The organism is Paenibacillus glycanilyticus NBRC 16618 (assembly GCF_004000805.1).
GTDB lineage: Bacteria > Bacillota > Bacilli > Paenibacillales > Paenibacillaceae > Pristimantibacillus > Pristimantibacillus glycanilyticus.
In genome coordinates, this window is sequence record NZ_BILY01000020.1 from 56,089 (window position 1) to 79,881 (window position 23,793).

Genomic DNA, 23,793 nt, shown 5'->3' on the forward strand with positions numbered 1-23,793 from the left:
CTTATGGCTCCCCTCGTACCAATCGCAAAATATCATTGTAAGTCACCACAAGCATCAGCAGCATAATTAAGGCAAAACCGATGAAGTGGACCATGCTCTCCCGGCTTGGATTAACCGGACGCCCGCGAACTGCCTCGAGACCGAGGAAGATGAGCCTGCTGCCATCAAGCGCGGGAATCGGCAGCAAGTTGAATATACCCAGATACAGGCTTAACAAAGCCGTCCATGACGTCAGGTCCGTAATGCCTTTGCGGGCAATTTCACTGGTCATTTCCGCTGTACGCACTGGTCCGCCCAGGTCATCCAGCTTAAAGTCTCCAATGATAATCTTCTTGAAGCCTTCGAAAATACTGATTGTCATCGTCTTCATCAGCTTCGCTGCACCCGTGATCGTCTCGCCCACTGTGGCGCTGCGGAACTGATAAGCCGCTCTGAGGCCAACCTTGCCAACGCCTTGATCATCCGCAACCGGAGTCAGCTTAATCGGCTCGAGCGCTCCATTGCGGATAACGTTCAATTGAATCGGCTTGCCTGCGGAAGCGCCGATAATATCAATCATTTTGTCATAATCGGTGCCGATCTTGACGCCGTTTACGGTATCGATCAAATCACCTTTTTGCAGTTGTGCCTGCTCGGCCGGCATTCCTTTGGTTACTTCATCGACCAGCAAGCCTTGCGGCGTACCGGCGAGTTGTATGTATGCCATAAACAAAACAAACGCAAGCACAAAGTTCATAAGAGGGCCTGCAAAGATGGACATGGCGCGAGCGCCAACCGACTTGCTTCCGAATTGACGGTCAATTGGAGCAATCTGCGTCTCTTTCCCTCTAGAAATGAGAAGCGCCGTAGGATGAACGGAGAAACGGTCGTTCTCCCCTTCAACGTCGAGGGTAACGAACAAATCCTTCTCCAAGTCGATACCGGTCACTTCCCCGCGAATAACACCGCTCCGCTCATCCAGGCGATCGAGATAAATCCGGGTAACCTGGTTATTCTTCACCCGAACGGCTACCGTTTGGCCGACAGTAACCTCTACAATCTCCGGATCTTCGCCTGCCATGCGGACAAAACCGCCTGCGGGCACAAGCCTCAGCGTAAAGCGAGTTTCACCGCGTTTGATCGAGAATAACTTCGGCCCGAAGCCGATAGCGAATTCCCGGACCAAAATCCCGGCGCGTTTCGCGAAAAAATAGTGTCCCCATTCATGGATGGTGACAATGACAAAAAATACGAGCACGGTCATAAATATGACCCGAATCATCTCCATAGCGAGCCTCCTGTTCGTAACGGCCTGTACATAGATTATCATTATTCTCCCGTACGATACAAGAGAACCGCAGGTTACGGCAAAAGCTAGATGACCGCAGCCTCTCCGCGAGCCCAAGCATCAATCTCCGCAATAGCCTGCAAATCATTTACTGCTGTTACCGAGTGGCGCTCGAGAACGCGCTCCAACACTCGCTCAATCCCCAAGAAATCAATCTCCCCGTTCAAGAAACGGGCTACCGCAACTTCATTGGCTGCATTAAACACCGTTGGCGCCGAATCTCCGGCACGGCCGCAGTCAAAGGCAAGCTTGAGACAGGGGTATCTGGCAAAATCCATCTCGCGGAAATGCAGCTTCCCGATAGCCGCCAGATCAAGCCGGCCTGTCGGAGTTGGACGGCGGTCCGGATAAGTGAGCGCATACTGGATGGGAACCCGCATATCCGGCAAGCCCAGCTGAGCGATTACGCTGTTGTCGCTGAATTCCACAAAAGAATGGATGATGCTCTCCGGATGGATCAATACCTTGATCTGATCATAGGTCACGTCAAACAGCCATCTTGCTTCGATAACCTCCAGCCCTTTGTTCACCATCGTGGCGGAATCGATCGTAATCTTCGCTCCCATGGACCAGTTCGGATGGTTCAATGCTTCGGCTACCGATACGCCTTGCAGCTGTTCACGCGTACGATCGCGGAACGAACCGCCCGATGCCGTCAGGGTGAGCTGCTGCAAAGCCTTAAGATCTTCGCCGTTCAAACATTGGAAAATCGCCGAGTGCTCGCTGTCCACCGGAATGATCGAGACGCCTTTTTGTCTGGCGCGCTCCATTACGATATGACCGGCGGTCACAAGGGTTTCTTTGTTCGCCAGCGCAATCGTCTTGCCCGCGTCAATAGCGGCAAGAGTTGCAGGAAGTCCACGGCTGCCAACAATCGCCGTAACGACAACATCGGCATCATTATTCGCCGCGATTTCTACAAGCCCCTCCTCGCCATAGAGGACTCGCGTGCCCTCAGGCAATTCACGCCTTGCCTGCTCCGCTAGCTCCTTGTTAGCCAAGCAAACGACCGAAGGCCGGCACTGCTTGGCCTGCTCAATCAGCAGCTGGAGGTTATTGCCCGCCGATAAGCCGACAACCTGATAGCGGTCCGGATCATTGGCAATGACGTCTAACGTCTGGGTGCCGATGGAGCCGGTAGAGCCTAAAATGGTGATTTTTTTCATGGATTCCTCCTGAAACTACTCTTGTTGCTCTAATGCTCGTAAGTTACTGCTACCGGAATACCGCTGCGCAAAAGTGTCATGGCTTCGATCGCTGTTGTCCGAGAATTTCTTGATCTCAATCCGCTTAGCGGTTGAAATTCACGGACAAAGGCGAGCGCTATCGCTTCTCTTCCATAACACTTTTGCTCCGCTCCCGCAGCCTCTTCGAGCAGAGCTATTCACGGCACTCCTTCCAAGTCGGAATGCCAAAGAAAAAAAAGATGGAGAGAAGGGAAAAACGTTATTAACATGTCATAAGCTCCATGTTAAGGGTTATCCACAAATGGATAACTCCGCTATCACTTTGTTTTATGTAGGGATCAAATCTGTCAGGATCAACAAAGGGAACACGATAATCCAACTGTCGAAACGGTCGAGAACACCACCGTGGCCCGGCAAAATAGAGCCGGAATCCTTGATGTTGCGAACGCGTTTGTAAGCCGATTGAATGAGATCGCCTAGTTGACCGGCTACCGCAACGATAAAGCCGATCAGCAGGGATGTCCCGATGTCGATAACATGAGGAGCGCAGATCGCGAATATAAGCGCTGCGATCACCGCAAGGACAACTCCGCCGACAGAACCTTCAATTGTCTTGTTAGGGCTTATAGACGGCCACAGCTTATGCTTACCCATCGCCCGCCCGACGAAATAAGCGCCTGCATCGGACGCAACGTTGCATGTAATAATAAGAAACGACCAGAAAATGCCGTGGTGATCAAGATCGCGAACGGCATTCATCGAGCTAAAGCCGTAACCTACATATAAAGCGCCTAACAACATAAGCGAGGCGCCGTCGATGGTTATTTTGTTTTTGGTGAATACCGTCACCGCCAGCAGCAAGAAAGCCAGCACCCATAGTACGGTAATCGACGAAGGTGAATCCACGCCTATAAGCTTCCATGGCAAAACGAACATAAGCACGCCTGCATAACCAAGCAGGGACGCCGGTTCATTCCACGAGTGCCCGTTCATCTTCGTATATTCGTTAAATCCAAGCAAAGCAAGCAAGACTAGCGCAGCTGCATAAAACCATCCGCCGGCTAATAGCAGAGCAACAAATGCTGCGCCGGCAAGCAGTCCCCAAATGATTCTCTGTTTCAAGTGATGGTCACTCTCCGTTATCGATGCTATAATCCGCCGTATCGCCGTGCACGCCGCTGATATTCTTGAATGGCTTCCTGCAGATGAGCCTCATTAAACTCCGGCCAATAAACGTTCGTAAACCACATCTCGCTATAAGCTAACTGCCACAGCATGAAGTTGCTCAGCCGGAGTTCACCGCTCGTACGGATCAACAGATCGGGATCAGGAATGTCTCCGCTTAACAATCGGCTGGAGAGCAGCTGTTCGTCAATCTGCTCGGTCGATAAACGTCCGTCCTGTACATCGGCAGCAATTTCTTTGATCGCTTCAAGCATTTCCCTGCGACCGCCGTAATTAAGAGCAAAATTGAGTACGAGTCCAGTATTATGAGCCGTTTTCGTAATAGCTTCCTCAACGGCGCTGAGCGTAAACGACGGCAGGTTTTCCTTATGCCCCATCATCCGAACTTGAACGTTTTTTTCAATGAGCTCTGCCAGCTCAATTTCCAAAAATTGCTGGGGAAGCTTCATCAGGAACTCAACTTCGTCTTTGGGCCGCTTCCAGTTTTCCGTGGAAAAAGCGTACAATGTCAAATATTTGACACCAAGACGATCTGCCTCCATCACGATCCGCTTCACCGTTTTCATACCGGTATGATGGCCGGCGATTCGTGGAAGTCCACGTTTCTTCGCCCAACGTCCGTTGCCGTCCATAATAATGGCGATATGCTTCGGGACATTGTCAGCTGCCAACGGTTCAGCCGCATTCGAGGACGATTTGCCAAGTTTAGCCCAAAGTCGACTGATCATGTTTGTTCCTCCCACCCGGAATTCAAAAAACCAAACCCCACCTGTCGGAGGGGCTGTAGGCGCAATTATACTTCCATAATCTCTTTCTCTTTAGCTACCAAAACTTTATCAACTTCCGCGATGAAACGGTCCGTTGCTTTTTGGATGTCTTCTTGATGACGACGGGACTCGTCTTCGGAAATCGTTGTTTTCTCAAGCTTCTTAATGTCGTCGTTAGCGTCGCGGCGGATGTTGCGGATTGCAACTTTCGCTTCTTCGCCAAACTTCTTCGTTGTTTTAACAAGCTCGGTACGACGCTCTTCCGTAAGCGGCGGCAAAGTGATGCGGATCGCCGAACCATCGTTGGATGGAGTAAGGCCAAGATCGGATTTCATAATCGCTTTCTCGATCGCTGCGATCGACGATTTGTCCCAAGGCTGAATGAACAGCGTGCGGGAATCCGGAACATTAATATTCGCTAATTGCGCAACGGGCGTAGGCGCCCCGTAATATTCAACTTGAACACGGTCGAGCAAAGCAGGCGTCGCCCGTCCTGCACGAAGTGTAGCCAGATCACGTTTCAAAGCACCGATTGCTTTCTCCATACGCTCTTCTGCATTTTTCTTAATTGCTTGCGGCATTATTTCGCACTTCCTCTCACAATAGTACCAATCTTCTCACCAAGCACGACTTTCTTAATATTCCCTTTTTCGGTAATCGCGAACACGACGAGCGGAATATTGTTATCCATGCAAAGCGACGATGCCGTCGAATCCATAACACCAAGGTTCTTGTTCAGTACTTCCATGTATGTCAATTCTTCGTATTTCTCTGCTGTAGCATCTTTGAACGGATCGGCGGAATATACGCCGTCTACTTTGTTCTTAGCCATCAGGATGACTTCCGCTTCAATCTCGGCTGCGCGAAGAGCTGCAGTCGTATCCGTCGAGAAGAACGGATTGCCCGTACCGGCTGCGAAAATCACAACGCGGCCTTTCTCCAGATGACGGATTGCGCGGCGTCTAATGTAAGGCTCCGCGATTTGTTGCATGGCGATCGAAGTTTGAACGCGAGTAGGCACTTCAATTTGCTCCAACGCATCTTGCAAGGCCAGAGAGTTCATTACGGTTGCCAGCATGCCCATATAGTCTGCTGTCGCACGGTCGATACCCTTAGCCGTACCCGCGATACCGCGCCAGATGTTGCCGCCGCCTACAACGATAGCGACTTCAACACCAAGTGCTACTACTTCTTTAACTTGTTCAGCGATTTCCGAAATGACCGAAGCTTCAATGCCGTAGCCTTGATCTCCCGACAAAGATTCACCGCTAACTTTCAGAACAATTCTTTTGAAAACAGGCTGTCCCATCGTCCCTACCTCCATCTTGTACCTCGCGGGCGAGGTAACATCCTATTATTTAGAAAAAAAGAGCGGGGCGAACGCCCCGCCCCGCCTGTGCGTTCGGTTTACAGTTTTGCTTGAGCCATAACTTCTTCAACGAAGTTATCCACTTTTTTCTCCAAGCCTTCGCCCAGTTCGTAACGAACGAAACGACGAATCGAGATGTTTTCACCGATAGCGCTGATTTTCTCGTTCAGAAGAGCCGAGATTGTTTTGTCCGGATCTTTAACGAAGGATTGCTCCATCAAGCAGTATTCTTCGTAGTATTTCGAGATACGGCCGTCAACCATTTTCTCAACGATTTTTTCCGGTTTGCCTTCGTTCAGAGCTTGAGCTTTCAGAATCCCGCGCTCTTTTTCGATTTCTTCAGCCGGAACTTCTTCGCGTTTTACGAACTTAGGGTTCGCTGCGGCAATGTGCATTGCGATGTCGCGAGCGAAAGTACGGAATTGATCCGTTTTAGCTACGAAGTCAGTTTCGCAGTTGATTTCAACCAGAACGCCGATACGGCCGCCTGCATGGATATACGATTCAACTACGCCTTCAGTTGCAACACGGCCAGCTTTGTTAGCTGCCGCGGACAGACCTTTTTCACGAAGCAATTCAATTGCTTTTGTGATGTCGCCGTTTGTTTCGTCCAATGCTTTCTTGCAATCGAGCATACCTGCTCCAGTTCTTTCACGAAGTTCTTTTACTGCGCTTGCGGATACCGCCATGATTAGCCCTCCTGGAAATTCCATTTTTAGTTTTTACGTTCAAAAAAAGGGCGGTGAGAGGCTTTCACCTTCTGACCACCCTTTGTTGTAGCAATTATATCGGATTAAGCAGTTGTTTGCTCGCCTTGGTTAGCTTCCACGATAGCGTCAGCCATTTTGGACGTCAGCAATTTAACTGCGCGAATCGCGTCGTCATTGCCTGGAATTACATAGTCGATTTCGTCCGGATCGCAGTTTGTATCAACGATACCTACGATTGGAATACCGAGCTTGCGTGCTTCAGCAACAGCGATACGCTCTTTGCGAGGATCGATGATGAACAGCGCGCTAGGCAGGCCTTTCATCCCTTTGATGCCGCCGAGGAATTTTTCCAGACGGTCTTTTTCTTTGTTAAGAATGATAACTTCTTTTTTAGGCAGTACTTCGAAAGTACCGTCTTCCGACCATTTTTCGAGTTGACGCAGACGGTCAATACGTTTTTGGATCGTTTGGAAGTTAGTCAGCGTACCACCCAACCAACGTTGGTTGATGTAGAAGTTGCCGCAACGTTCAGCTTCTTCTTTCACCGAGTCTTGAGCTTGTTTTTTCGTACCTACGAACAGCATAGTGCCGCCCTCAGCAGCTACAGAACGTACGAAGTTGTAAGCCTCTTCGACTTTCTTAACTGTTTTTTGCAGGTCGATAATGTAAATTCCGTTTCTTTCTGTGAAGATATAACGATCCATCTTAGGGTTCCAACGACGAGTTTGGTGACCGAAGTGTACCCCAGCTTCGAGAAGCTGTTTCATGGAAATAACCGCCATATTCAACACACCTCCTGTTATGGTTTTTAGTGATTACCTCCGCCCATCGCATCTTCCGCTAAAACTTCCGGCGACCGGAAGCACCATTATCGGAATTAATAGGCGTGTGTTTTTAACACCGTCAATTAATATAACATATCTGCCTAGACGGTGCAACAGATGATTGTCGAAATTTTGCAGTTTGTCTCTAACCCTTCATTTGCTGCTCGAATTCGGATTTGGTAAGCGGCTGGCTTGTCAGAATGCGAATGATGTCTGCAACCGTCGGATTCCCTTCAAAAATGAAATAGCCGGCGCGGACAGGTTTATTTTTCATCGCTTTGATAAAAGCGTCCTTGTCCGAGATCAGCTTCTGCTCGGACAGCAGCTCCGCCGTGTCCGTTAGGTTCATTCCGCCTGTAATGCGAACCTGCCGCTTAACCGCTGCTTCGGTTGGCTTGTCGGCAGACCCTTCCTTCTTATCGTCGCTCTTACTGCTTTCAACCGGCGGTTCCGATGCCTTTACAGCAGGTGATTCCTCCGGCTTCTCCGCGGCCGGCTTGGCCGTTTCAGCCGCATTCCGGCTAGCTTTATCCCGCTCCTCCGCAAGCTTCTCATCCAGCTCCGCCTGCGTGTACAGCTTGGGCTCTCCATCGTTAAATCCGTTCGAAAGCTTCTGCTGGCTTTCGTCCCCGATCTGCATCAGCTGCAGCAAAATAGCGCCGGCAATAATGCCGACACCTAATCCTGCGACAAAGGAGCGGTTCTTAAACATAAGCCTTCTCCTCCTGCTTGGCCAGCTGCAAGATAAGCTGAACCTCGCCTTTGTTCATGCTCAGCTTTTTTGCAATAGCTTCGATAGACTTGCCTTGATTATATAAATCAAATAGATCAGGATAACGTAGCTGAATGCCCGATGCTGGCTGCTCGGGCTCTTGCTCAACGGGCGGCAGCTCCTCTGCCAGTGGTGCTGTCTTAGCCGTTCCGGTGTCTGCCTTCGTTTGCGCTGCCATCAATAGATCGTTTTGACGCTGCTGTTGAAGGAAAGCAAGCTGCTGCTCAAGCAGCAGACATTTGTTTTCAAGCTCCGCCAACCGCTGTTTGCCTGCTTCCGTTTGCTGTTTTCCCTCTTCCCGCAATGCGGAAACAAGCTTTACCAATTCTTGATGGTCCAGCTCCGTGTTCTCCATAAATTGCTCAAGCGCGATTTCCATATTGCGCGTGTCCTTAGCTTCTCGTCCCTGCTGCTTTCTTGGCAGAAATAACGAAGCTACGGCAACAACCGCTCCCAGCAGTACAATATAAGTCCAGTTTGACATCATTCACACCCTCTACAAACATTGCTGTTCCTATAGCGAAATATCCACGTGATGCCCTTTATAGGGATGTTCGGCCTTATCCTCCGCATTCCCGGTCTCCTCCTGTTCCCGCTTCTGCTTTCGCTTTGCGAGATAAGGATTGCCGCTCTGACGGTCCCGATTATTGCCAACGTTCGTTCCGCCCGTCTGTTCAACGCCGGTATTCTTGCTGCGCAATTGTTCGGTTTGCTTGGATGCCAGTTCAGCCAAGCGGGAAAGCTCTGCATTCGCCTTATGATTCGACTGGCTTTGCATTCCGCCCGCTTCCGGAGTACGCGGGATTGACCATTGCAAATCAATTGGCTTAAACGGCATTTACGAGCTCCTCCCTACGAGAAAGGTAATTGTACGATATCCCCGTCCGTATACCGGAAAGAAACACGCTGCACCGGATCTTTGATAAATCGCGTGTAACGTCCGATTACAATTTTTATACCGCCGTAAACCGTATGGCTGATATCCACCTTTGCCTTATCGGTGTCCTCAAGCGTTCTCTCAATCTCCAGAATACGTTCTCTGATCTGGTCGATCTCCGCAGTTGTCTGGCGCCGTGTTGCTCCCAGCTTGATCCGCATGGCCATCTTCTGATCGTTTAACTGATCCATTGCAGCTTGCTGGTCAAGGATCGCTAATGCTTTTTCCGTCTTGTCCATCGCATCCATATGCTTGCGAAGCGTGAGGCGCAGCTCCTGCAGCTCGGAACGGGATTCTGGCTGTACCCCGACTTCAATAGAGGTCGCTGTTGACATCGTATTGCCTATCACGCGTGCCGACACTTGCTCTACCGCCTGTATGGAACCGCCTACAATTAACCCTTTTGATCCTTGGCAAATAACATTCCGGCCGGCGCGAACATGAGAATGCATAATGCTCTGAGACACCAAAACATCCTCGCCGGCAATAACATTGCTGTCTTGGATGAAGGAGCTTTTTACGTTTTTTTGAGCTTTGACATAGCCTTTGTTGCCTGCCATGATTCCGCCTGTGATTTCTATCGACCCCTCGGACTCCAGCTCGGCGCCCTCCACGCCGCCTATAACGCGGATATCGCCGGAAGCCTTTACCCGGAACCCGCTGAGGATATTGCCGCGAATGACAACCGTTCCGACAAAATCGATGTTGCCGACTCTATAATCAACGTCTCCGTTAACTTCATACACCGGAAAAACGTTTACTTTCTCTTTGTCAGTAATCGTAATAAGACCGTCAATCAAGGCATACATGGCCGTTTGAGTCTCGTTGACCACAACGTTTTTCCCTATTTTGAATCTAGCCTGTTTGCCTTGCTTGGCAGGAATCTCGTCGCCGGTTACCATCATGCCGGGCGAACCAAAAAGAGCATCGACCCGTTCTGCGATTAATTGACCGCGCTTTACGTTTTTTAGCCGGGAAACTTCTTTGAAATCCACTTTGCCGTCTTCCAGCTCTGCAGGACGCTGGTTCTGATCCTGCATGTCATAAGCAAAACGGATAGATCCGTCCTTACCTGGCGAAGCCGGATTACCAACAGCGATTAAGGTTTGCTCTTTGCAATACGCAAGCGTATTGGTGCAAATTTCATTTAACAGACTTGTTCGTATCCCATATACAACGCCCTTGCTGCGTACAAATCGTTCCAATTGACCGGGAGTACAGTCGAAATCCTCGGTGATCCGGTTAAAGGTCAGTAAAGCAGACAGCTTGTCAGCTGATATCTGGATACGCAAGTAAGATTCCAATAAATGGTCTTCCACCTTGCCTACTCCCTTCTAATGCTGCAGTAATTGATCTTTATGCTTCGCTAATGCTCCGCGCAGCCGTAATATAGCTTTCGAATGTAGCTGGGAAATCCTCGATGGGGATAAAGACATTACTTCCGCGATCTCGCTTAACGATAATTCTTCATAATAAAAGAGCGAGATAACGGTGCGTTCCTTCTCCGTTAATTTCTCAATGCCGTTAACAAGAGAGTCCTTGAGGAAAAACTCATGCGCTTTGTGATCGGGATTTTTAGCCCGTTCGTCAATAAGCAGCGAAAGTCTTGTCTCCGACTCTTCTTCACGGATCGGATCTTCCAGCGAGCATACCGTGGTAATCGCAATCTCGTGAAGCATTGTGGTAAATTCCTTCTCGCTGACATTTAAATATTCGCTGATCTCCGCGTCGGATACGGAACGCAAGTATTTCTGCTCCAGGCTTTGATAAGCTTCTTCAATGCGCTTCGCCTTCTCGCGTACCGAACGCGGCACCCAATCACCCTGGCGAAGCCCGTCGATAATCGAACCGCGGATTCTCCAGGATGCATAGGTTTCAAATTGTAAGCCGCGACAGTAGTCGAATTTCTCGATTGCATCGATAAGCCCCATGACTCCGTTGCTGGCGAGATCATCCTTAAGAACATTTTTGGGCAATCCAATCGCCATACGGTTCGTTACATAATCGACCAAAGGCAAGAATTGCTCGATGAGACGCTTCTTGGCTTCAAGATCGCCTTCCTCTTTCCACGCTCGCCACAAATCCAAATTCGCAGTCGCGATCATGTCACTCACCCTCCAGTCAGATGACGAATGGCCTTAGCCAATTCCTCAGGCTCTTTATTCTGTGTTGATACCAGCTTTGGCGGCGTTAACGGCTTAAACTGACTTTGTTGTTCCTGATGCTGTACATCCTGAGTCTTATGGCCGTCCATCTGTGATTTGAGCAGTTGATTCAAGTCTTCGCTCTCATCAGGGGTTTGGAGATCCAGCTGTGTTCCTTTTCCTTCTTCTCCGACAGTCTCAGCTAGATGCATCACTGGCGGACGAAGAATAAAGGCAAGTAGAAACCGCATTACAAATGCAATCGCAGCAAAGGCGATGAAAGCATACATGCTGCGCATCAGCATGACAGACAGCGGGTTTTTACCAATCGAAAATAATAAGGTTAATACCGCGCCAACAATCCCGAGGCCCACATTCCATCGCCAATTTCCAACCATTTCAAATCTCCTTTATTCCAAACTGCACGCTTCTAATAGTCAATACACCGCTGCTGCTGTCGATTTCAATCGTGCGGCCGTAATTCCCGCCTGTATCTTGTCCCATCAAGGGAATGGAATAGTTCGCGAGAATCTCCAAACAGGATTCAACATTCCGGGGTCCGATCCGCATCGAATCCGATTGGCCCGAGAAGGCGAACATTTGCGCTCCACCGGCCATTTTTGCTGCTAGACGTCCGATAACGGCGCCTTCTGCTTTCATCTGCCCAATAAGCTCGGGAATTGCCGTATCCGCATATTTGGCAATATTCATGGTCGACTCTCTGGCAATTTCCGAGGATGGCAGCATAACATGCGCCATACCCGCAATTCGTGCAACAGGATCGTATAACGTCAGTCCGACACAAGAGCCTAGTCCTGTTGTCCTCAGATGTGCTCCGTCCGCAGCCCATTTTAAATCTGCCATGCCGACCTTGATCACATCTTGTTGGATCATTCGGTCAGTACTCCCAAGGATTGAAATATTTTAGTGAAGGAATCCGGATCCGGAATAAGGAAGAAATGCCCCTCCAGCTCTTCCCTGTCTTCTAGGAACGTAGTTTCGATAAGCAGGGCGGAATCCCCCATCTCGCCGTATTGCATGAGTCCGTAGGTTAAGATTGGTCCTGCCATATCCCTGGCAACGGAAGGCACGGAAGGCGCCATGGATAAATGCGTGAAGTCGGCAAGGGACGACAAATACGATCCCGCCAAAATGTTGCCGATCTCGCAAAGGGCTGACATTTCCATCTCCGAGTAGCTGCCTGTTGAATCGCAATCCAGGGACAGGAGCTGTCCCAACAAACGCTTCGCGGCATCCTCCTGGATGATGAAAAACATATTGCCGGGCGCTTCCCCTTCTACCCGAAGATATACGGCAATGACAACCTGCTCCGAACCGCCGACTCGATCCGCTACTTCTTCAAAGGGCAGCAGGCTGACCTTCGGAACCGCCATGTCTACAGGCTTGTCCAGAAGGCGGGATAATGCGGTTGCCGCATTACCCGCCCCGATATTGCCAACTTCCTTCAGAACATCCATTTCAAACGCTTTAAACCGGTTAAAGGCGTCCACACCTACACCTCTAACTGCTCAAGCTGAATGATCTCGCTTTTGTTCAGCACTTCGGATAGATTCAGCATAATAAGCAGCCGGTTATCTCCGAACTTCGCAATGCCTCTCAAATATTTCGCTTTAATGCCGCCGACAATTTCAGGCGGCGAATCGATCGTGTCCGCGTCGATATCCACGACGTCATTGGCAGAATCAACGATAAAGCCAACTTCCATTTCGTTTACCGCAACGACAATGATCCGGCTGTTCTCCGTTGTTGCCGACTCCTCCAAGCCAAAACGGCCGCGAAGGTCGATTACGGGAACAACGATACCGCGCAGATTAATAACTCCTTTAATGAAGGAAGGCGTTTTCGGCACGCGCGTAATTGGGGATAAACGTTCGATTGTACGGACTTTATCCACCTCAATGCCATATTCCTCATGCGCCAGCGAAAATACGATAACTTTTAATTCTTCTCCCATCGTTAAGCCCTCCCTATTTGATAAGTGCGTTAGGATCAATGATGAGCGCCACCTGGCCATCGCCAAGAATGGTCGCACCGGATATAGCTTCAATATTGGTTAAATATTTGCCTAGCGATTTCAACACAATCTCGCTTTGTCCAATAAACTCGTCAACGGTAATCGCCGCCCATTTATCGCCTTTACGGATAACGACAATTTCGGTCTCCGACTCGCTTTGCTCGTTAAAGTCGGGCGAATCGAGTACTTTGCTTAAAGAAACCAAAGGAATAACGGCGTTTCGGAAATGAATCATCCGGTTACCGTGTACGTTCAGGATCTGATCCTTCTGGATAATGCCGGTTTCCACGATAGACGTAAGCGGAATCGCGTATTTCTCGGAACCTAGCTTGATAAGCATCGCGGAAATAATAGATAGAGTCAGAGGCAATTGAACGGCAAATTTCGTTCCGCGCCCAAGCGCGGAATCTACCGTTACATTGCCGCCAAGGGAAGTGATCTTGGATCTAACGACATCAAGGCCAACTCCGCGGCCGGAAATGTCGGAGATTTTATCGGCCGTGCTGAACCCTGGAGCAAATATCAACATGTTGATATCTTCGTCAGACAGCTGCTTCGCCTGATCCTCGGTGACAACGCCGTTCTTGATCGCCGTTTTTAGAACTTTCTCGCGGTTGATGCCTCTTCCGTCTTCTTCAACCTCGATAAAGACATGATTGCCGCTATGATAAGCGCGCAGGTTAATCGTTCCTGTCTCCGGCTTGCCCGCTGCGATACGTTCCTGGGTGGTTTCAATGCCATGGTCCACCGAGTTGCGGAGCAAGTGAACCAGCGGGTCGCCAATCTCGTCAATGACTGTGCGGTCAAGCTCTGTATCTGCGCCAGTAATAACCAGATCAATTTTCTTGTCGAGCGATTTAGCCAAGTCGCGGATCATGCGCGGGAACCGGTTAAATACCGAATCTACCGGAACCATCCTCAGCTTCAGGACGATATTTTGCAGATCGGAGCTGACTCGGGTCATATGCTCGACGGTTTCCGTCAGATCGTTGCGGCGGATCTCGCTGGACAGCTGCTCCAGCCTTACACGGTCGATCAGCAGCTCGCTGAACAGGTTCATCAGAGCATCCAGACGATCGATATCGACGCGGATCGTTCTGGATACGGCGGCAGGCGCAGAGGATGCTGCCGCCTGCGTGCGTGCTGCGCTAACCTGCTTGCCCGCTTCTTCCTTCGCGGCTTCCGATTGAGGCTCGGCTTGCGCAGGTGCCGCTGCCGGAGCCTGCTCCTTGGCCGCCGCATTATTCAGCATGGCGAGCGACTCAAGATCCAGCAACGCTACAGTGACTTTCTCGATCTCGGAGATTGCCGCGATTTGAGCTTCCAGCTCTTGCTGGGACAGGGTTGAGATCGTAAACACGGAGAAGGAACGGTCGAATTTCTCCTGCTCCAAATCGGTTACGGAAGGCTCGGATTTTACGATGTCGCCATTCTTGCCCAGCAGATCGAATACCATATAAGCACGCACGCCTTTTAAGACGCAATCTTCCCGGATTTCTACCTCGATGTAGTAGACGTTATGCCCGCTATCGATAGATTGCTGGATCACCGAGGTCTGGAACTCATCCAGAATTCCGCCGGTTTGCTGCACGGATGCGGACGGAGCAGACGATGCAGCCGTGGAAGCTACCGCCGTTTTGTAGTCTCCTTTGACAATGGACTGCAGCGAAGCCACAATCGCGGTTACATCCGCTTTGCCCGTCCCGCCTCCTACGATATCCTGAACCATGGACTCGAGAGCATCCAGCCCCTTGAACAAGGTATCGAAAATAAATTCATCCATCTTCAGCTTGCTGTTTCGTACAAGATCAAGCACGTTTTCCATCTCATGCGTCAGCGAGGCCAGATCTTCATACCCCATCGTTGCGGACATCCCTTTTAGGGTGTGGGCAGAGCGGAAAATTGACTGGACGATCGATAGATCCTCCGGCTCGCTCTCCAGGCGAAGCAAATTTTCGTTCAAAGCTTGCAGGTGATCATTGGATTCGTCGATAAACATCGATAAGTAGGCGTTCATATCCATTTTGTCGCACCTCCTGATAGGACTTTATATCATCTATTATCCTTTCAAAACCGCATGCTGCAGCTCGGCGGCAATCTGCTGCAGCGGCAGTACCGTCTTCACGCAGCCGGTCTCTATCGCGCTGCGCGGCATACCGTAAACGACGCAGGTCTGTTCGGATTCGGCAATCGCCGATTCCGCGCCGCTGTCGACGAGAGCCTTCATTCCTTTTGCTCCGTCGCTTCCCATTCCCGTCATGATGACGGCGTGACGTTTCAGCTCGTCGAATGGGGTCAATGACTCGAATAGAACGTCAACCGAAGGACGATGTCCGTTGCGCGGCGGCTTCTGCGTAAGCTGAACGTAATAGCCGCTCTGGTCCTTCGCCAGTTCCATGTGATGACCGCCAGGGGCGATATAGACAACCCCGGCCTTCAATCGGTCACCTTGAGAAGCCTCCACAACTTCAAGCTCGCTAAAGCTGTCCAGACGCTGGGCTAGCGACTTTGTAAACTTGGGAGGCATATGCTGAACGATCAATACGGGCGCTGCCAGCTGGGCCGGAAGCGAAGTGATCACTTCATGCAGAGCGCGTGGACCGCCGGTTGAAGTTCCGATCGCAATTAATTGGTCAAAGCCGTCCGTGTGCCTGAACCGTTTCCGTTCTTTGTTCTCCTCCAGTGCCGCCGCGACCGGAGCGATTGGTATACCAGGGGCTGACCCGTACGGTCTGCCGCCGCCATCGGTTAATGGCTTGACCGGATTCCTCAGACCGCCTGTTGGTTTGGTTTTCTTCTCTAATGCCGGAGCAGATGCGTCTCTTGCTTCTGCCTGCTGCTCCGGCTGCAGCAGCCCACGCTTACGGTTGTTCCCTTCTTCCGCCGATTTCGCTGGCTGTGCAAGCCGTGACTGCTCGGGCATGTCCCGATTAATGGAAGCCTTCTTCTTATCCGTGTCCATAACAGCGGTAGAATACCTTTTTGTCAGGACCGCGATTCTCAGCTTCTCAAGCAACAGCTCCCCGACCCGGACAATATCATTGGAGAAAGCGCCCATCGGCTTGCGGATAAAGTCGAATGCCCCGAGCTGCAGTGCCTTAATGGTTTCTCTCGTGTTCTCTTCACTGATGCCGGATAACATGATCACGGGTGTCGGCTGTTCGATCATGATCCGCTGCAAGGCATCGAGCCCGTTAAGCTCGGGCATCTCAAGATCCAACGTGACAGCATCGGGCTTCCACTTTTTAACGGCTTCAATGGCTTCAATGCCGTTACAAGCCGTTGCCACAATCGTAAATTGGGGGTCCTGAACGATCAGATCGCTGAATATTTTTCTCATGAAAGGCGAATCGTCCACGACCAGCACGCGATAAGGAGCCATCCTGTTCCCCCTCTTATGTATGTATGACTACCGGTTAAACCTAAACATCTTATGTATGAATCCTCTTACTCCAGCTGCAGCGGTTTGCTCCGGAATGGACATCTCCAAATATCGGCGTGCAATTTCGTCAATTCCTCTTGAGGCGTCGCTTCCCGGGAAAGCAACGGTAAACGGCGTTTGCCGCTTTACGGCTTTCGTGACATTCGGATCATCCAGGATTACGCCCAATGTCGGAAGTTCGGCATGAAGAAATCTTCTGGCAACAAGATTAATTTTGTCCGCAGTCTGGATGCCCTCCTTGCGGTCTGTCGCGCGGTTAATAACGAGCTTAAACGCGGCGTTGATGCCCATCGACTTGACCATCTTTACCAGAGCGTAGGCATCGGTAATCGCTGTTGGCTCCGGCGTTGTCACCACAAAGGTTTCTTCCGCCGCAGAGATAAACTTGACGGTTTCCTTCGACAAGCCCGCTCCCGTGTCAAAGAGAATAAAATCGTATTCCCCCTGCAGCTTGCCAATCTGTTCAGAGAACCAGTCCAGCTGCTCCGCGGTTAAGTCAAGAAGATCCTGAAACCCTGAACCGCCCGCTATAAAATGTACCCCTGTCGGGCCAATCTGGATAATATCCCAGATGGTCTTATCCTGCTTGAACAGATGATAGAGGTGATAGGAAGAGCTTACTCCCATAAGGACATCGATATTGGCCATGCCGATATCCGCGTCAAATACGAGAACTTTTTTCCCCAGGCGTTGCAGCGAAATAGCAAAGTTCAGGCTGAAGTTGGATTTGCCTACTCCCCCCTTCCCGCTCGTGATCGTTACGATACGGGTAGGACGGGCAGTCTCCTGGCCCATCCTCATCTTCACCATGTTGCGAAGCGCCTCCGCTTGATCATTCATCGGCAGGAGCCCCCAGCAGCGCATCGATATATCGCTCCGCGTTAAATGGGGCAATATCGTCCGGCACGGTCTGGCCGCTGGCAACAAACACCGGCTGCAATTCATTTTGCAGGGCCAGGTTTAGGATCGATCCGTACACCGACGTTTCATCCAGCTTAGTGAACAGCACCTTGCGAACTCCATATTTCACAAAATTGTCCGCCACCGCCATCATGTCTTTGGTTTTGCCGGTCAAGCTCAGCACCAACACGGTCTCGCTCTTCTCGCTGGACTGAAGGAGACTGTTTACTTCGGAAACGTGCAGCTCATTGCGGAAATTCCGGCCTGCCGTATCCATGTAAATCAGTTCACGGTCTTCCAGCTGCTTGAAGGCTTTAGGCAAATCCATCGGCGAGAACACCACTTCCATCGGCACGTTCAGAATATTCGCGTAGGTTCGCAGCTGATCGACCGCCGCAATCCGGTAAGTATCCGAAGTGATTAACCCAATCTGCCGTCCAAACTTGATCGATTGTCCCGCTGCCAGTTTTGCGATTGTAGTGGTCTTGCCCACACCTGTCGGTCCAACAAAATGAACGATTCTTGCCGATTCGCTAATGGATTGATGACTGTACGGAATCAGCCATTCCAACAGCAGCTCCCTGGCAATCCGCCACGTCTCAGCCCCGTCCGGCATTTCCTTCAGGTCTGCAAGTTTCTCGTTAACCGCGTCTATTAACCGGTCTATCAGTTCCGGCTCCACTTCCTGTTGGACCAACCGCCCATACAAGGATTGAATGGCGAGCGGCCGTTCCATGTCCGGCTTATGCATCGACAGCTGCTTCAAAGATTGCTTGATAAACCGGATTTCCTCTAACAGATCATCGTTAATCCGGTTTATCGTCTGCAACGGAGGGGAAGCCGGCATAACCGGCGGAGGCGGCTGAACGACCGTCACAGGCGCGGGAGCCGGAGGCTCAAGAACCGCCGTAGCCGTAGCCGCTTGCCTTTTCGACTCTTGAATCGCACGAACAACCTGCTGGACCTCTGCTGCCGCTTTTTTCGGCTGGGTTGCTGCAGTTGGCGCGGCTGCTCCCGACTCGATTGCGGCTATAACCTCCATCTTTTTCTTCCGGAACATTCCCATGAATCCGCCGATCCGGACTTCCTTCGTATTCAGGATGACGGCATCTTTACCAAGCTCGCTCCGAATCATCGGCAGGGCTTCCGGCAAGGCGTTCACCACATAACGTTTTACTCTCATAAATTCACCACCCCTACGCTTTGAACTTCGATGTTAGGCTCGAGCTCGCTATACGACAGTACCGGTACATCCTGCATGGTCCGTTCCACAATCTGTCTCAGATACATGCGAATGGTAGGCGAAGTCAGTACAACGGGATGCTGGCCGGATTGAATTTGGCGCGACACTTGCTCGTTGAGCTTCTGATAGATTTGCTGCGTTGCTACAGGGTCAAGCGCAATATAGCTTCCCTGGTCGGTCTGCTGAACCGACTCCGCGATTTTCTTCTCAAGCGCAGGACCTACGGTAATAACCCTTAACATATTACCCGTTGAAGTGAACTGCTGCGTAATTTGCCTCGACAACGCTTGCCGGGCATATTCCGTAAGAATGTCCGGGTCCTTCGTATAATGGGCTTGATCCGCCAGCGATTCGAAGATCGTGACCAGATCCCGGATCGACACTTTCTCACGCAAAAGCTTGGCTAGTACCTTCTGCAAATCGCCTATCGATAAAATGGAAGGAATAAGTTCTTCGATAAGCGCCGGGTAAGACTCTTTCACATTCTCTACCAGAGCCTTGGTCTCTTGGCGGCCAATCAGCTCATGCGCATGACGCTTAATAATTTCCGTCAAATGCGTTGCCACGACGGAAGGCGGATCCACAACGGTATATCCGGAGATTTCCGCTCTCTCCTTCATGGCTTCATCGATCCAGAGCGCCGGAAGTCCAAACGCCGGTTCGGTCGTTTCGATTCCGATTACGGACTCGTCTTCGAAGCCTGGGCTCATCGCAAGATAATGGTTTAGCAGCAATTCGCCGCGAGCAACGATATTCCCCTTAATCTTGATGACATATTCATTCGGCTTGAGCTGTATGTTATCGCGTATCCGGATGACCGGCACTACAAGTCCAAGCTCAAGGGCGCATTGCCTGCGAATCATAATAATCCGGTCAAGCAAGTCTCCTCCCTGCTGCGTATCCGCCAGCGGTATAAGACCATAGCCAAATTCGAATTCGATCGGATCAACCTGCAGCAAGCTGATGACACTTTCGGGACTTCGCACCTCTTCGATCTGTTGCTCCTCCTCCAAAAGCTCTTCCTGCTGCATTTGCTTGGCAATGGATTGCTGCATCCTCCAGGCACCGAACAAGAGCAAGGCGGCAAAAGGGATCGTACGCAAAATGCCGATTGGCGTGAATACGCCGAGCAAAGTGATTGTTCCAGCCACAATATAAAGCAGCTTCGGGTATTTAAGGAGCTGCGTTGTAACGTCCTGCGCGAAGTTGCCGTCCGAAGCGGCACGGGTTACGATCAGGCCAGCTGCTGTGGAGATAAGCAGGGCTGGAATCTGGCTGACCAGACCGTCACCGATCGTAAGAATCGAGTAGGTTTGCAGAGCATCGCTAAAGCTGTCTCCGTGAATGGCCATCCCGATAATGAAACCGCCAATAAGGTTGATAAGCAAGATAATGATGGAAGCAATGGCATCACCCTTGACGAATTTGCTTGCACCGTCCATGGAGCCGTAAAAGTCCGCTTCTCTTTCGATTTTCGATCGGCGCTCACGCGCCTGCTGTTCATTGATCAGTCCCGCGTTCAGGTCGGCATCAATGCTCATTTGCTTGCCGGGCATCGCGTCGAGTGTAAATCTGGCCGCAACCTCCGCTACCCGCTCCGAACCTTTCGTAATAACGATGAACTGTACAACGACTAGGATGAGAAATACGACGAAGCCAATCGCGATTTGCCCTCCGCCTACCCAGGACCCAAACGTCTGTACAACCTCGCCGGCATGGCCGTGCGACAAAATATTGCGTGTTGTCGATACGTTTAGCGCAAGCCGGAATAAGGTCGTCACTAGCAGGATTGCAGGGAAGATAGAGAAATCGAGAGCTTCCTTCGTATTCATCGCAATCAGCAGAATCATGAGCGCGATCGAAATGTTCAGGATGAGCAAAATATCCAGCAGCAGTGTTGGTATAGGGATGACCATCATGAGTACGATGCCGATAATCCCAGCTAAGATAGCAATATCTTTCACTTTCATGATGTTGTCTCCTCCCTCTCAATTATGATGATCGAACCCGGCCTTTCATTTTATAAACAGCCGCCAATACTTCCGCCACGGCTTGGAACAAATCGGCAGGAATCGAATCGCCGATATCGGCCCGTTCGTAAAGCGCTCTGGCCAGCGGCTTATTTTCCATCATGACAACGCCATGTTCCTTGGCAACTTCGCGAATGCGGAGCGCCAAGTGATCCATCCCTTTTGCGATTATGACCGGAGCCTCCATCTTGGAAGCATCATACTGCAACGCAATGGCAAAGTGGGTTGGGTTCGTAATAACCACGTCGGCCTTAGGCACCTCCTGCATCATCCGCTGCATCGCCATCCGGCGCTGCCTTTCGCGGATTTTGCCTTTAATGAGAGGATCGCCCTCCGACTTCTTGTATTCGTCCTTGATGTCCTGCTTGGACATTCTCAGACTCTTGGCATGCTCGTAACGCTGATACATATAATCGGCGAAAGCCAGTATAACAAGCACCGCTCCGGTCTCTAATCCAAGCTTGACCGTTAATCCGGCAGTAAAGGCAAAGATTTGCTGGACCGATAGACTCGATAACATTAAAATCTTGTCCCAATCGCCCCAAATCGCCCGATAGACCAGGATGCCGATGATTAAGAGCTTTAATATGCTTTTTAGAAACTCAACTACCGTTCGCATCGAGAATATCTGCTTAAACCCGTTAATTGGATTCAGCTTGGTGAACTTCGGCTTAAGCGATTCGCCCGTAAGTAGAAATCCGAACTGCATGACGTTTCCCAAAATCGCCACGATCACTACGATAGCGAAAATCGGCGCAAGGAACATTAGCATGTCGACCGCAAGCTTGTTAAACAGCGGCATAATGTTCGCCGTCGTGACATCCATCGTCAGCCAATTATCAAAGAGCTCCTGGAACACGCTCATAATCCTCGTCTTATAGTAGCTGCCTAAAGCCGCAAAGGTAGCAAAGGTAAAGAGCAAAATCATGGAGCTTGGCAAATCGTTGGATTTGGCGATCTGCCCTTTCTTGCGGGCTTCCTGCGTTTTCTTCGGCGTTGCTTTTTCCGTCTTTTCCTGACTAAACAGCTGCAAGTCTAGCTCTAGATAGTAAGATCTCAACGTTGCAGCCTCCTTATTTGCTTTCGGTTTGTTGCACAATGCCAAACAATTGCTCCAGGTTGTCAAACATGATGGCAAACAGCCGCTCGAATATCGCGGATATACCGGGGAGCACCAGGATCAATAATCCTAGTCCCAGGAGCAGCTTAAGCGGAATCCCGATAACAAACACGTTATATTGAGGAGCCGTCTTTGCCAGGAAGCCAAGGCCTACGTCCGTCAGGAACATCGCTATGACAAGCGGAGCCGCAACCTGCATGGCCAGCAGGAACGCGTTCCCTACCGCCCGCGACAGGAAATCGGTTATGCTTCCATCGTAAATCCTGCTGAACAATTCGTTGGACAAAGGCATCCATTTGTAGCTGTCCATCAATCCGGTGAGCAGATAATGATGCCCGTTAACGGCCAGAAACACCATGATAAGCAGCATGTACTTGAAGTTGCCGAGCAGCGGAGCCGAGACACCCGTCATCGGATCAATAACGTTTGACATGGCGAAACCGATTTGCATATCCATCAGTGCGCCGGCTGTTTGCACAACCGTCATAAAGAGATAAACGATGTACCCCATCAGAAGTCCGATGAGGACTTCCCGGAATATGTACAGAATGTACTCTGCATCCATCGGTACCGTCTTCTCTTTCAGCCCATAGGTCATAAAGACAATAAGGGAGAGAAAAAAGCCAAGTCCGATCTTGAAGGTGCTTGGTATGCCACGCATGTTAAACAGCGGAGCTACGACGAAAAACGATGTCATTCGACAAAAAATAAGCAAAAAAATAGGGAAGTACTCCACGATCTGATCCATGATTTCCGTTCACAACCTATCCGATGTATTTATACAAGTTGTTCAGCAGATTGTAAGTGAAATCGACGATTACATTCAGAATCCAAGGCCCGAATATAATCAGGGATACAAAGACCGCTACGATTTTTGGCACAAAAGCTAACGTCTGCTCTTGAATTTGGGTAGTCGCTTGAAAAATACTGACGATCAATCCGACGACTAGAGCGAGAACGAGCATCGGCGCGCTGGCTTTCAATACGGTACTGATGGCTTGTCCGGCCAATCCGATGATGAAATCAGCACTCATTGAACGTTCCTCCCTGTCATAATTACGTGTTGAAGCTTAACAGCAATGATTTGACGATCAGGTACCACCCGTCCACCAGCACGAACAACAGAAGCTTAAACGGCAGGGATATCATGACCGGCGGCAGCATCATCATCCCCATCGCCATTAACGTGCTTGAGACGATCATATCGATGACCAGGAAAGGAATGAATATCATAAAGCCCATCTGGAATGCGGTTTTCAGTTCGCTTATCGCGTAGGCGGGCACCAGAACGGTAATCGGGATATCCTGATATTTCTCCGGCTTCTCCGTTTTCGTATAGTTGAGGAACAGAAGCAGATCCTTCTCCCTCGTATGCGAGATCATAAACTTTTTCATCGGATCCGCCGCTTTCTCCAGCGCCACGGTCTGCGTGATTTCACCCTTGAGATAAGGCTGCAAAGCCACTTCGTTTACCTGGGAGAAGGTCGGAGCCATAATGAAAAAGGTCAGGAACATCGCCAGCCCGATTAGAACCTGGTTCGGCGGCATTTGCTGCGTGCCAAGCGATGTCCGTACGAATCCAAGTACGATGACGATCCGGGTAAAGCTTGTCATAAGTACCAGGATTGCCGGCGCAATGCTTAATACCGTTATTAGAAGCAGGAGCGACAAAGCGCTGGTTCCCGGCTCTTCGCTTCCATCACCGATGCTGATATCGACATTTGGCAGCGGATCGGCCGCAAACGCATGCGATTGCAGCAGCATAACCCCCAGCAGTACGGTGACGATCGAAATCCACCAT

26 protein-coding genes are annotated in these 23,793 nt (G+C 50.5%); all 26 read right to left on the minus strand.

Annotated elements, in window-relative coordinates; all coding sequences use genetic code 11:
* Position 1: 1 nt before the first annotated feature.
* Positions 2–1,267 (minus strand): RIP metalloprotease RseP, encoded by a 1,266-nt coding sequence (gene rseP / locus PGL01S_RS17115; protein WP_127495797.1) that lies wholly within the window; start codon positions 1,265–1,267, stop codon positions 2–4.
* Positions 1,268–1,353: 86 nt separating this feature from the next.
* Positions 1,354–2,493, minus strand: a complete 1,140-nt coding sequence (locus tag PGL01S_RS17120) for a 1-deoxy-D-xylulose-5-phosphate reductoisomerase (protein ID WP_127495798.1) — start codon at positions 2,491–2,493, stop codon at positions 1,354–1,356.
* Positions 2,494–2,841: 348 nt separating this feature from the next.
* Complete coding sequence (locus tag PGL01S_RS17125) at positions 2,842–3,636, minus strand: phosphatidate cytidylyltransferase (RefSeq protein WP_127495799.1); 795 nt, start codon at positions 3,634–3,636, stop codon at positions 2,842–2,844.
* A 26-nt stretch (positions 3,637–3,662) separates the two neighbouring features.
* A complete protein-coding gene (gene uppS / locus PGL01S_RS17130) occupies positions 3,663–4,427 on the minus strand; it encodes an undecaprenyl pyrophosphate synthase (protein ID WP_127495800.1) in 765 nt (254 codons plus the stop codon).
* A gap of 65 nt (positions 4,428–4,492) precedes the next feature.
* Positions 4,493–5,047, minus strand: a complete 555-nt coding sequence (gene frr, locus PGL01S_RS17135; protein WP_127495801.1) for a ribosome recycling factor — start codon at positions 5,045–5,047, stop codon at positions 4,493–4,495.
* Positions 5,047–5,775, minus strand: a complete 729-nt coding sequence (gene pyrH, locus PGL01S_RS17140; RefSeq protein ID WP_127495802.1) for a UMP kinase — start codon at positions 5,773–5,775, stop codon at positions 5,047–5,049. The genes frr and pyrH overlap by 1 nt, the downstream gene beginning before the upstream one ends.
* Before the next feature lie 98 nt (positions 5,776–5,873).
* Positions 5,874–6,524, minus strand: a complete 651-nt coding sequence (gene tsf / locus PGL01S_RS17145; RefSeq protein ID WP_127495803.1) for a translation elongation factor Ts — start codon at positions 6,522–6,524, stop codon at positions 5,874–5,876.
* A gap of 104 nt (positions 6,525–6,628) precedes the next feature.
* The gene (rpsB, locus tag PGL01S_RS17150; protein ID WP_015844998.1) at positions 6,629–7,327 is read right to left on the minus strand and encodes a 30S ribosomal protein S2; all 699 of its coding nucleotides are present in this window, start codon (positions 7,325–7,327) and stop codon (positions 6,629–6,631) included.
* Between the two features lie 187 nt (positions 7,328–7,514).
* The gene (locus PGL01S_RS17155) at positions 7,515–8,081 is read right to left on the minus strand and encodes a hypothetical protein (protein ID WP_127495804.1); all 567 of its coding nucleotides are present in this window, start codon (positions 8,079–8,081) and stop codon (positions 7,515–7,517) included.
* Positions 8,074–8,628 (minus strand): DUF6115 domain-containing protein, encoded by a 555-nt coding sequence (locus tag PGL01S_RS17160; RefSeq protein WP_127495805.1) that lies wholly within the window; start codon positions 8,626–8,628, stop codon positions 8,074–8,076. Before PGL01S_RS17160 ends, PGL01S_RS17155 begins: the two co-directional genes overlap by 8 nt.
* A 27-nt stretch (positions 8,629–8,655) precedes the next feature.
* Entirely contained in the window at positions 8,656–8,979 is a 324-nt protein-coding gene (locus PGL01S_RS17165; protein WP_127495806.1) for a hypothetical protein, read from the minus strand.
* Between the two features lie 14 nt (positions 8,980–8,993).
* Entirely contained in the window at positions 8,994–10,397 is a 1,404-nt protein-coding gene (locus PGL01S_RS17170; RefSeq protein WP_127495807.1) for a flagellar assembly protein A, read from the minus strand.
* 15 nt (positions 10,398–10,412) lie between these two features.
* Complete coding sequence (locus tag PGL01S_RS17175) at positions 10,413–11,183, minus strand: FliA/WhiG family RNA polymerase sigma factor (RefSeq protein ID WP_127495808.1); 771 nt, start codon at positions 11,181–11,183, stop codon at positions 10,413–10,415.
* A 5-nt stretch (positions 11,184–11,188) separates the two neighbouring features.
* A complete protein-coding gene (locus PGL01S_RS17180; RefSeq protein ID WP_127495809.1) occupies positions 11,189–11,620 on the minus strand; it encodes a hypothetical protein in 432 nt (143 codons plus the stop codon).
* Between the two features lies 1 nt (position 11,621).
* Positions 11,622–12,116, minus strand: a complete 495-nt coding sequence (locus PGL01S_RS17185; protein WP_127495810.1) for a chemotaxis protein CheD — start codon at positions 12,114–12,116, stop codon at positions 11,622–11,624.
* Positions 12,113–12,700: a chemotaxis protein CheC gene (locus tag PGL01S_RS17190; protein ID WP_127495848.1), complete on the minus strand. Its 588-nt coding sequence runs from the start codon at positions 12,698–12,700 to the stop codon at positions 12,113–12,115. Before PGL01S_RS17190 ends, PGL01S_RS17185 begins: the two co-directional genes overlap by 4 nt.
* Before the next feature lie 35 nt (positions 12,701–12,735).
* Complete coding sequence (locus PGL01S_RS17195) at positions 12,736–13,197, minus strand: chemotaxis protein CheW (protein WP_127495811.1); 462 nt, start codon at positions 13,195–13,197, stop codon at positions 12,736–12,738.
* A 13-nt stretch (positions 13,198–13,210) separates the two neighbouring features.
* Positions 13,211–15,280: a chemotaxis protein CheA gene (locus PGL01S_RS17200; RefSeq protein WP_127495812.1), complete on the minus strand. Its 2,070-nt coding sequence runs from the start codon at positions 15,278–15,280 to the stop codon at positions 13,211–13,213.
* Positions 15,281–15,316: 36 nt separating this feature from the next.
* Positions 15,317–16,639 carry a protein-glutamate methylesterase/protein-glutamine glutaminase gene (locus PGL01S_RS17205; RefSeq protein WP_127495813.1) on the minus strand — a complete coding sequence of 441 codons (1,323 nt, stop codon included), beginning with the start codon at positions 16,637–16,639 and terminating at the stop codon, positions 15,317–15,319.
* A gap of 27 nt (positions 16,640–16,666) precedes the next feature.
* Entirely contained in the window at positions 16,667–17,539 is an 873-nt protein-coding gene (locus PGL01S_RS17210) for a MinD/ParA family protein (protein ID WP_127495814.1), read from the minus strand.
* Positions 17,532–18,782 carry a flagellar biosynthesis GTPase FlhF gene (gene flhF, locus PGL01S_RS17215; protein WP_127495815.1) on the minus strand — a complete coding sequence of 417 codons (1,251 nt, stop codon included), beginning with the start codon at positions 18,780–18,782 and terminating at the stop codon, positions 17,532–17,534. Before flhF ends, PGL01S_RS17210 begins: the two co-directional genes overlap by 8 nt.
* On the minus strand, positions 18,779–20,812 hold the full coding sequence (gene flhA / locus PGL01S_RS17220; protein ID WP_127495816.1) for a flagellar biosynthesis protein FlhA: 2,034 nt from the start codon (positions 20,810–20,812) through the stop codon (positions 18,779–18,781). The genes flhF and flhA overlap by 4 nt, the downstream gene beginning before the upstream one ends.
* Positions 20,813–20,834: 22 nt before the next feature.
* Positions 20,835–21,932: a flagellar biosynthesis protein FlhB gene (gene flhB / locus PGL01S_RS17225; RefSeq protein ID WP_127495817.1), complete on the minus strand. Its 1,098-nt coding sequence runs from the start codon at positions 21,930–21,932 to the stop codon at positions 20,835–20,837.
* A gap of 13 nt (positions 21,933–21,945) precedes the next feature.
* Positions 21,946–22,740, minus strand: a complete 795-nt coding sequence (fliR, locus tag PGL01S_RS17230; protein WP_127495818.1) for a flagellar biosynthetic protein FliR — start codon at positions 22,738–22,740, stop codon at positions 21,946–21,948.
* A 16-nt stretch (positions 22,741–22,756) separates the two neighbouring features.
* Complete coding sequence (gene fliQ, locus PGL01S_RS17235) at positions 22,757–23,026, minus strand: flagellar biosynthesis protein FliQ (protein ID WP_127495819.1); 270 nt, start codon at positions 23,024–23,026, stop codon at positions 22,757–22,759.
* Between the two features lie 22 nt (positions 23,027–23,048).
* A complete protein-coding gene (fliP, locus tag PGL01S_RS17240; protein ID WP_373312715.1) occupies positions 23,049–23,756 on the minus strand; it encodes a flagellar type III secretion system pore protein FliP in 708 nt (235 codons plus the stop codon).
* Positions 23,757–23,793: the final 37 nt, after the last annotated feature.

Excerpts from the sequence above, each read along its gene's own strand:
- rseP (WP_127495797.1), bottom strand. The coding sequence starts at position 1,267 with ATGGAGATGATTCGGGTCATATTTATGACCGTGCTCGTATTTTTTGTC.
- PGL01S_RS17120 (WP_127495798.1), bottom strand. The coding sequence starts at position 2,493 with ATGAAAAAAATCACCATTTTAGGCTCTACCGGCTCCATCGGCACCCAG.
- uppS (WP_127495800.1), bottom strand. The coding sequence starts at position 4,427 with ATGATCAGTCGACTTTGGGCTAAACTTGGCAAATCGTCCTCGAATGCG.
- frr (WP_127495801.1), bottom strand. The coding sequence starts at position 5,047 with ATGCCGCAAGCAATTAAGAAAAATGCAGAAGAGCGTATGGAGAAAGCA.
- pyrH (WP_127495802.1), bottom strand. The coding sequence starts at position 5,775 with ATGGGACAGCCTGTTTTCAAAAGAATTGTTCTGAAAGTTAGCGGTGAA.
- tsf (WP_127495803.1), bottom strand. The coding sequence starts at position 6,524 with ATGGCGGTATCCGCAAGCGCAGTAAAAGAACTTCGTGAAAGAACTGGA.
- rpsB (WP_015844998.1), bottom strand. The coding sequence starts at position 7,327 with ATGGCGGTTATTTCCATGAAACAGCTTCTCGAAGCTGGGGTACACTTC.
- PGL01S_RS17155 (WP_127495804.1), bottom strand. The coding sequence starts at position 8,081 with ATGTTTAAGAACCGCTCCTTTGTCGCAGGATTAGGTGTCGGCATTATT.
- PGL01S_RS17160 (WP_127495805.1), bottom strand. The coding sequence starts at position 8,628 with ATGATGTCAAACTGGACTTATATTGTACTGCTGGGAGCGGTTGTTGCC.
- PGL01S_RS17165 (WP_127495806.1), bottom strand. The coding sequence starts at position 8,979 with ATGCCGTTTAAGCCAATTGATTTGCAATGGTCAATCCCGCGTACTCCG.
- PGL01S_RS17175 (WP_127495808.1), bottom strand. The coding sequence starts at position 11,183 with ATGATCGCGACTGCGAATTTGGATTTGTGGCGAGCGTGGAAAGAGGAA.
- PGL01S_RS17180 (WP_127495809.1), bottom strand. The coding sequence starts at position 11,620 with ATGGTTGGAAATTGGCGATGGAATGTGGGCCTCGGGATTGTTGGCGCG.
- PGL01S_RS17185 (WP_127495810.1), bottom strand. The coding sequence starts at position 12,116 with ATGATCCAACAAGATGTGATCAAGGTCGGCATGGCAGATTTAAAATGG.
- PGL01S_RS17190 (WP_127495848.1), bottom strand. The coding sequence starts at position 12,700 with ATGGATGTTCTGAAGGAAGTTGGCAATATCGGGGCGGGTAATGCGGCA.
- PGL01S_RS17195 (WP_127495811.1), bottom strand. The coding sequence starts at position 13,197 with ATGGGAGAAGAATTAAAAGTTATCGTATTTTCGCTGGCGCATGAGGAA.
- PGL01S_RS17200 (WP_127495812.1), bottom strand. The coding sequence starts at position 15,280 with ATGGATATGAACGCCTACTTATCGATGTTTATCGACGAATCCAATGAT.
- PGL01S_RS17205 (WP_127495813.1), bottom strand. The coding sequence starts at position 16,639 with ATGGCTCCTTATCGCGTGCTGGTCGTGGACGATTCGCCTTTCATGAGA.
- PGL01S_RS17210 (WP_127495814.1), bottom strand. The coding sequence starts at position 17,539 with ATGAATGATCAAGCGGAGGCGCTTCGCAACATGGTGAAGATGAGGATG.
- flhF (WP_127495815.1), bottom strand. The coding sequence starts at position 18,782 with ATGAGAGTAAAACGTTATGTGGTGAACGCCTTGCCGGAAGCCCTGCCG.
- flhA (WP_127495816.1), bottom strand. The coding sequence starts at position 20,812 with ATGAAAGTGAAAGATATTGCTATCTTAGCTGGGATTATCGGCATCGTA.
- fliR (WP_127495818.1), bottom strand. The coding sequence starts at position 22,740 with ATGGATCAGATCGTGGAGTACTTCCCTATTTTTTTGCTTATTTTTTGT.
- fliQ (WP_127495819.1), bottom strand. The coding sequence starts at position 23,026 with ATGAGTGCTGATTTCATCATCGGATTGGCCGGACAAGCCATCAGTACC.
- fliP (WP_373312715.1), bottom strand. The coding sequence starts at position 23,756 with ATGCTGCTGCAATCGCATGCGTTTGCGGCCGATCCGCTGCCAAATGTC.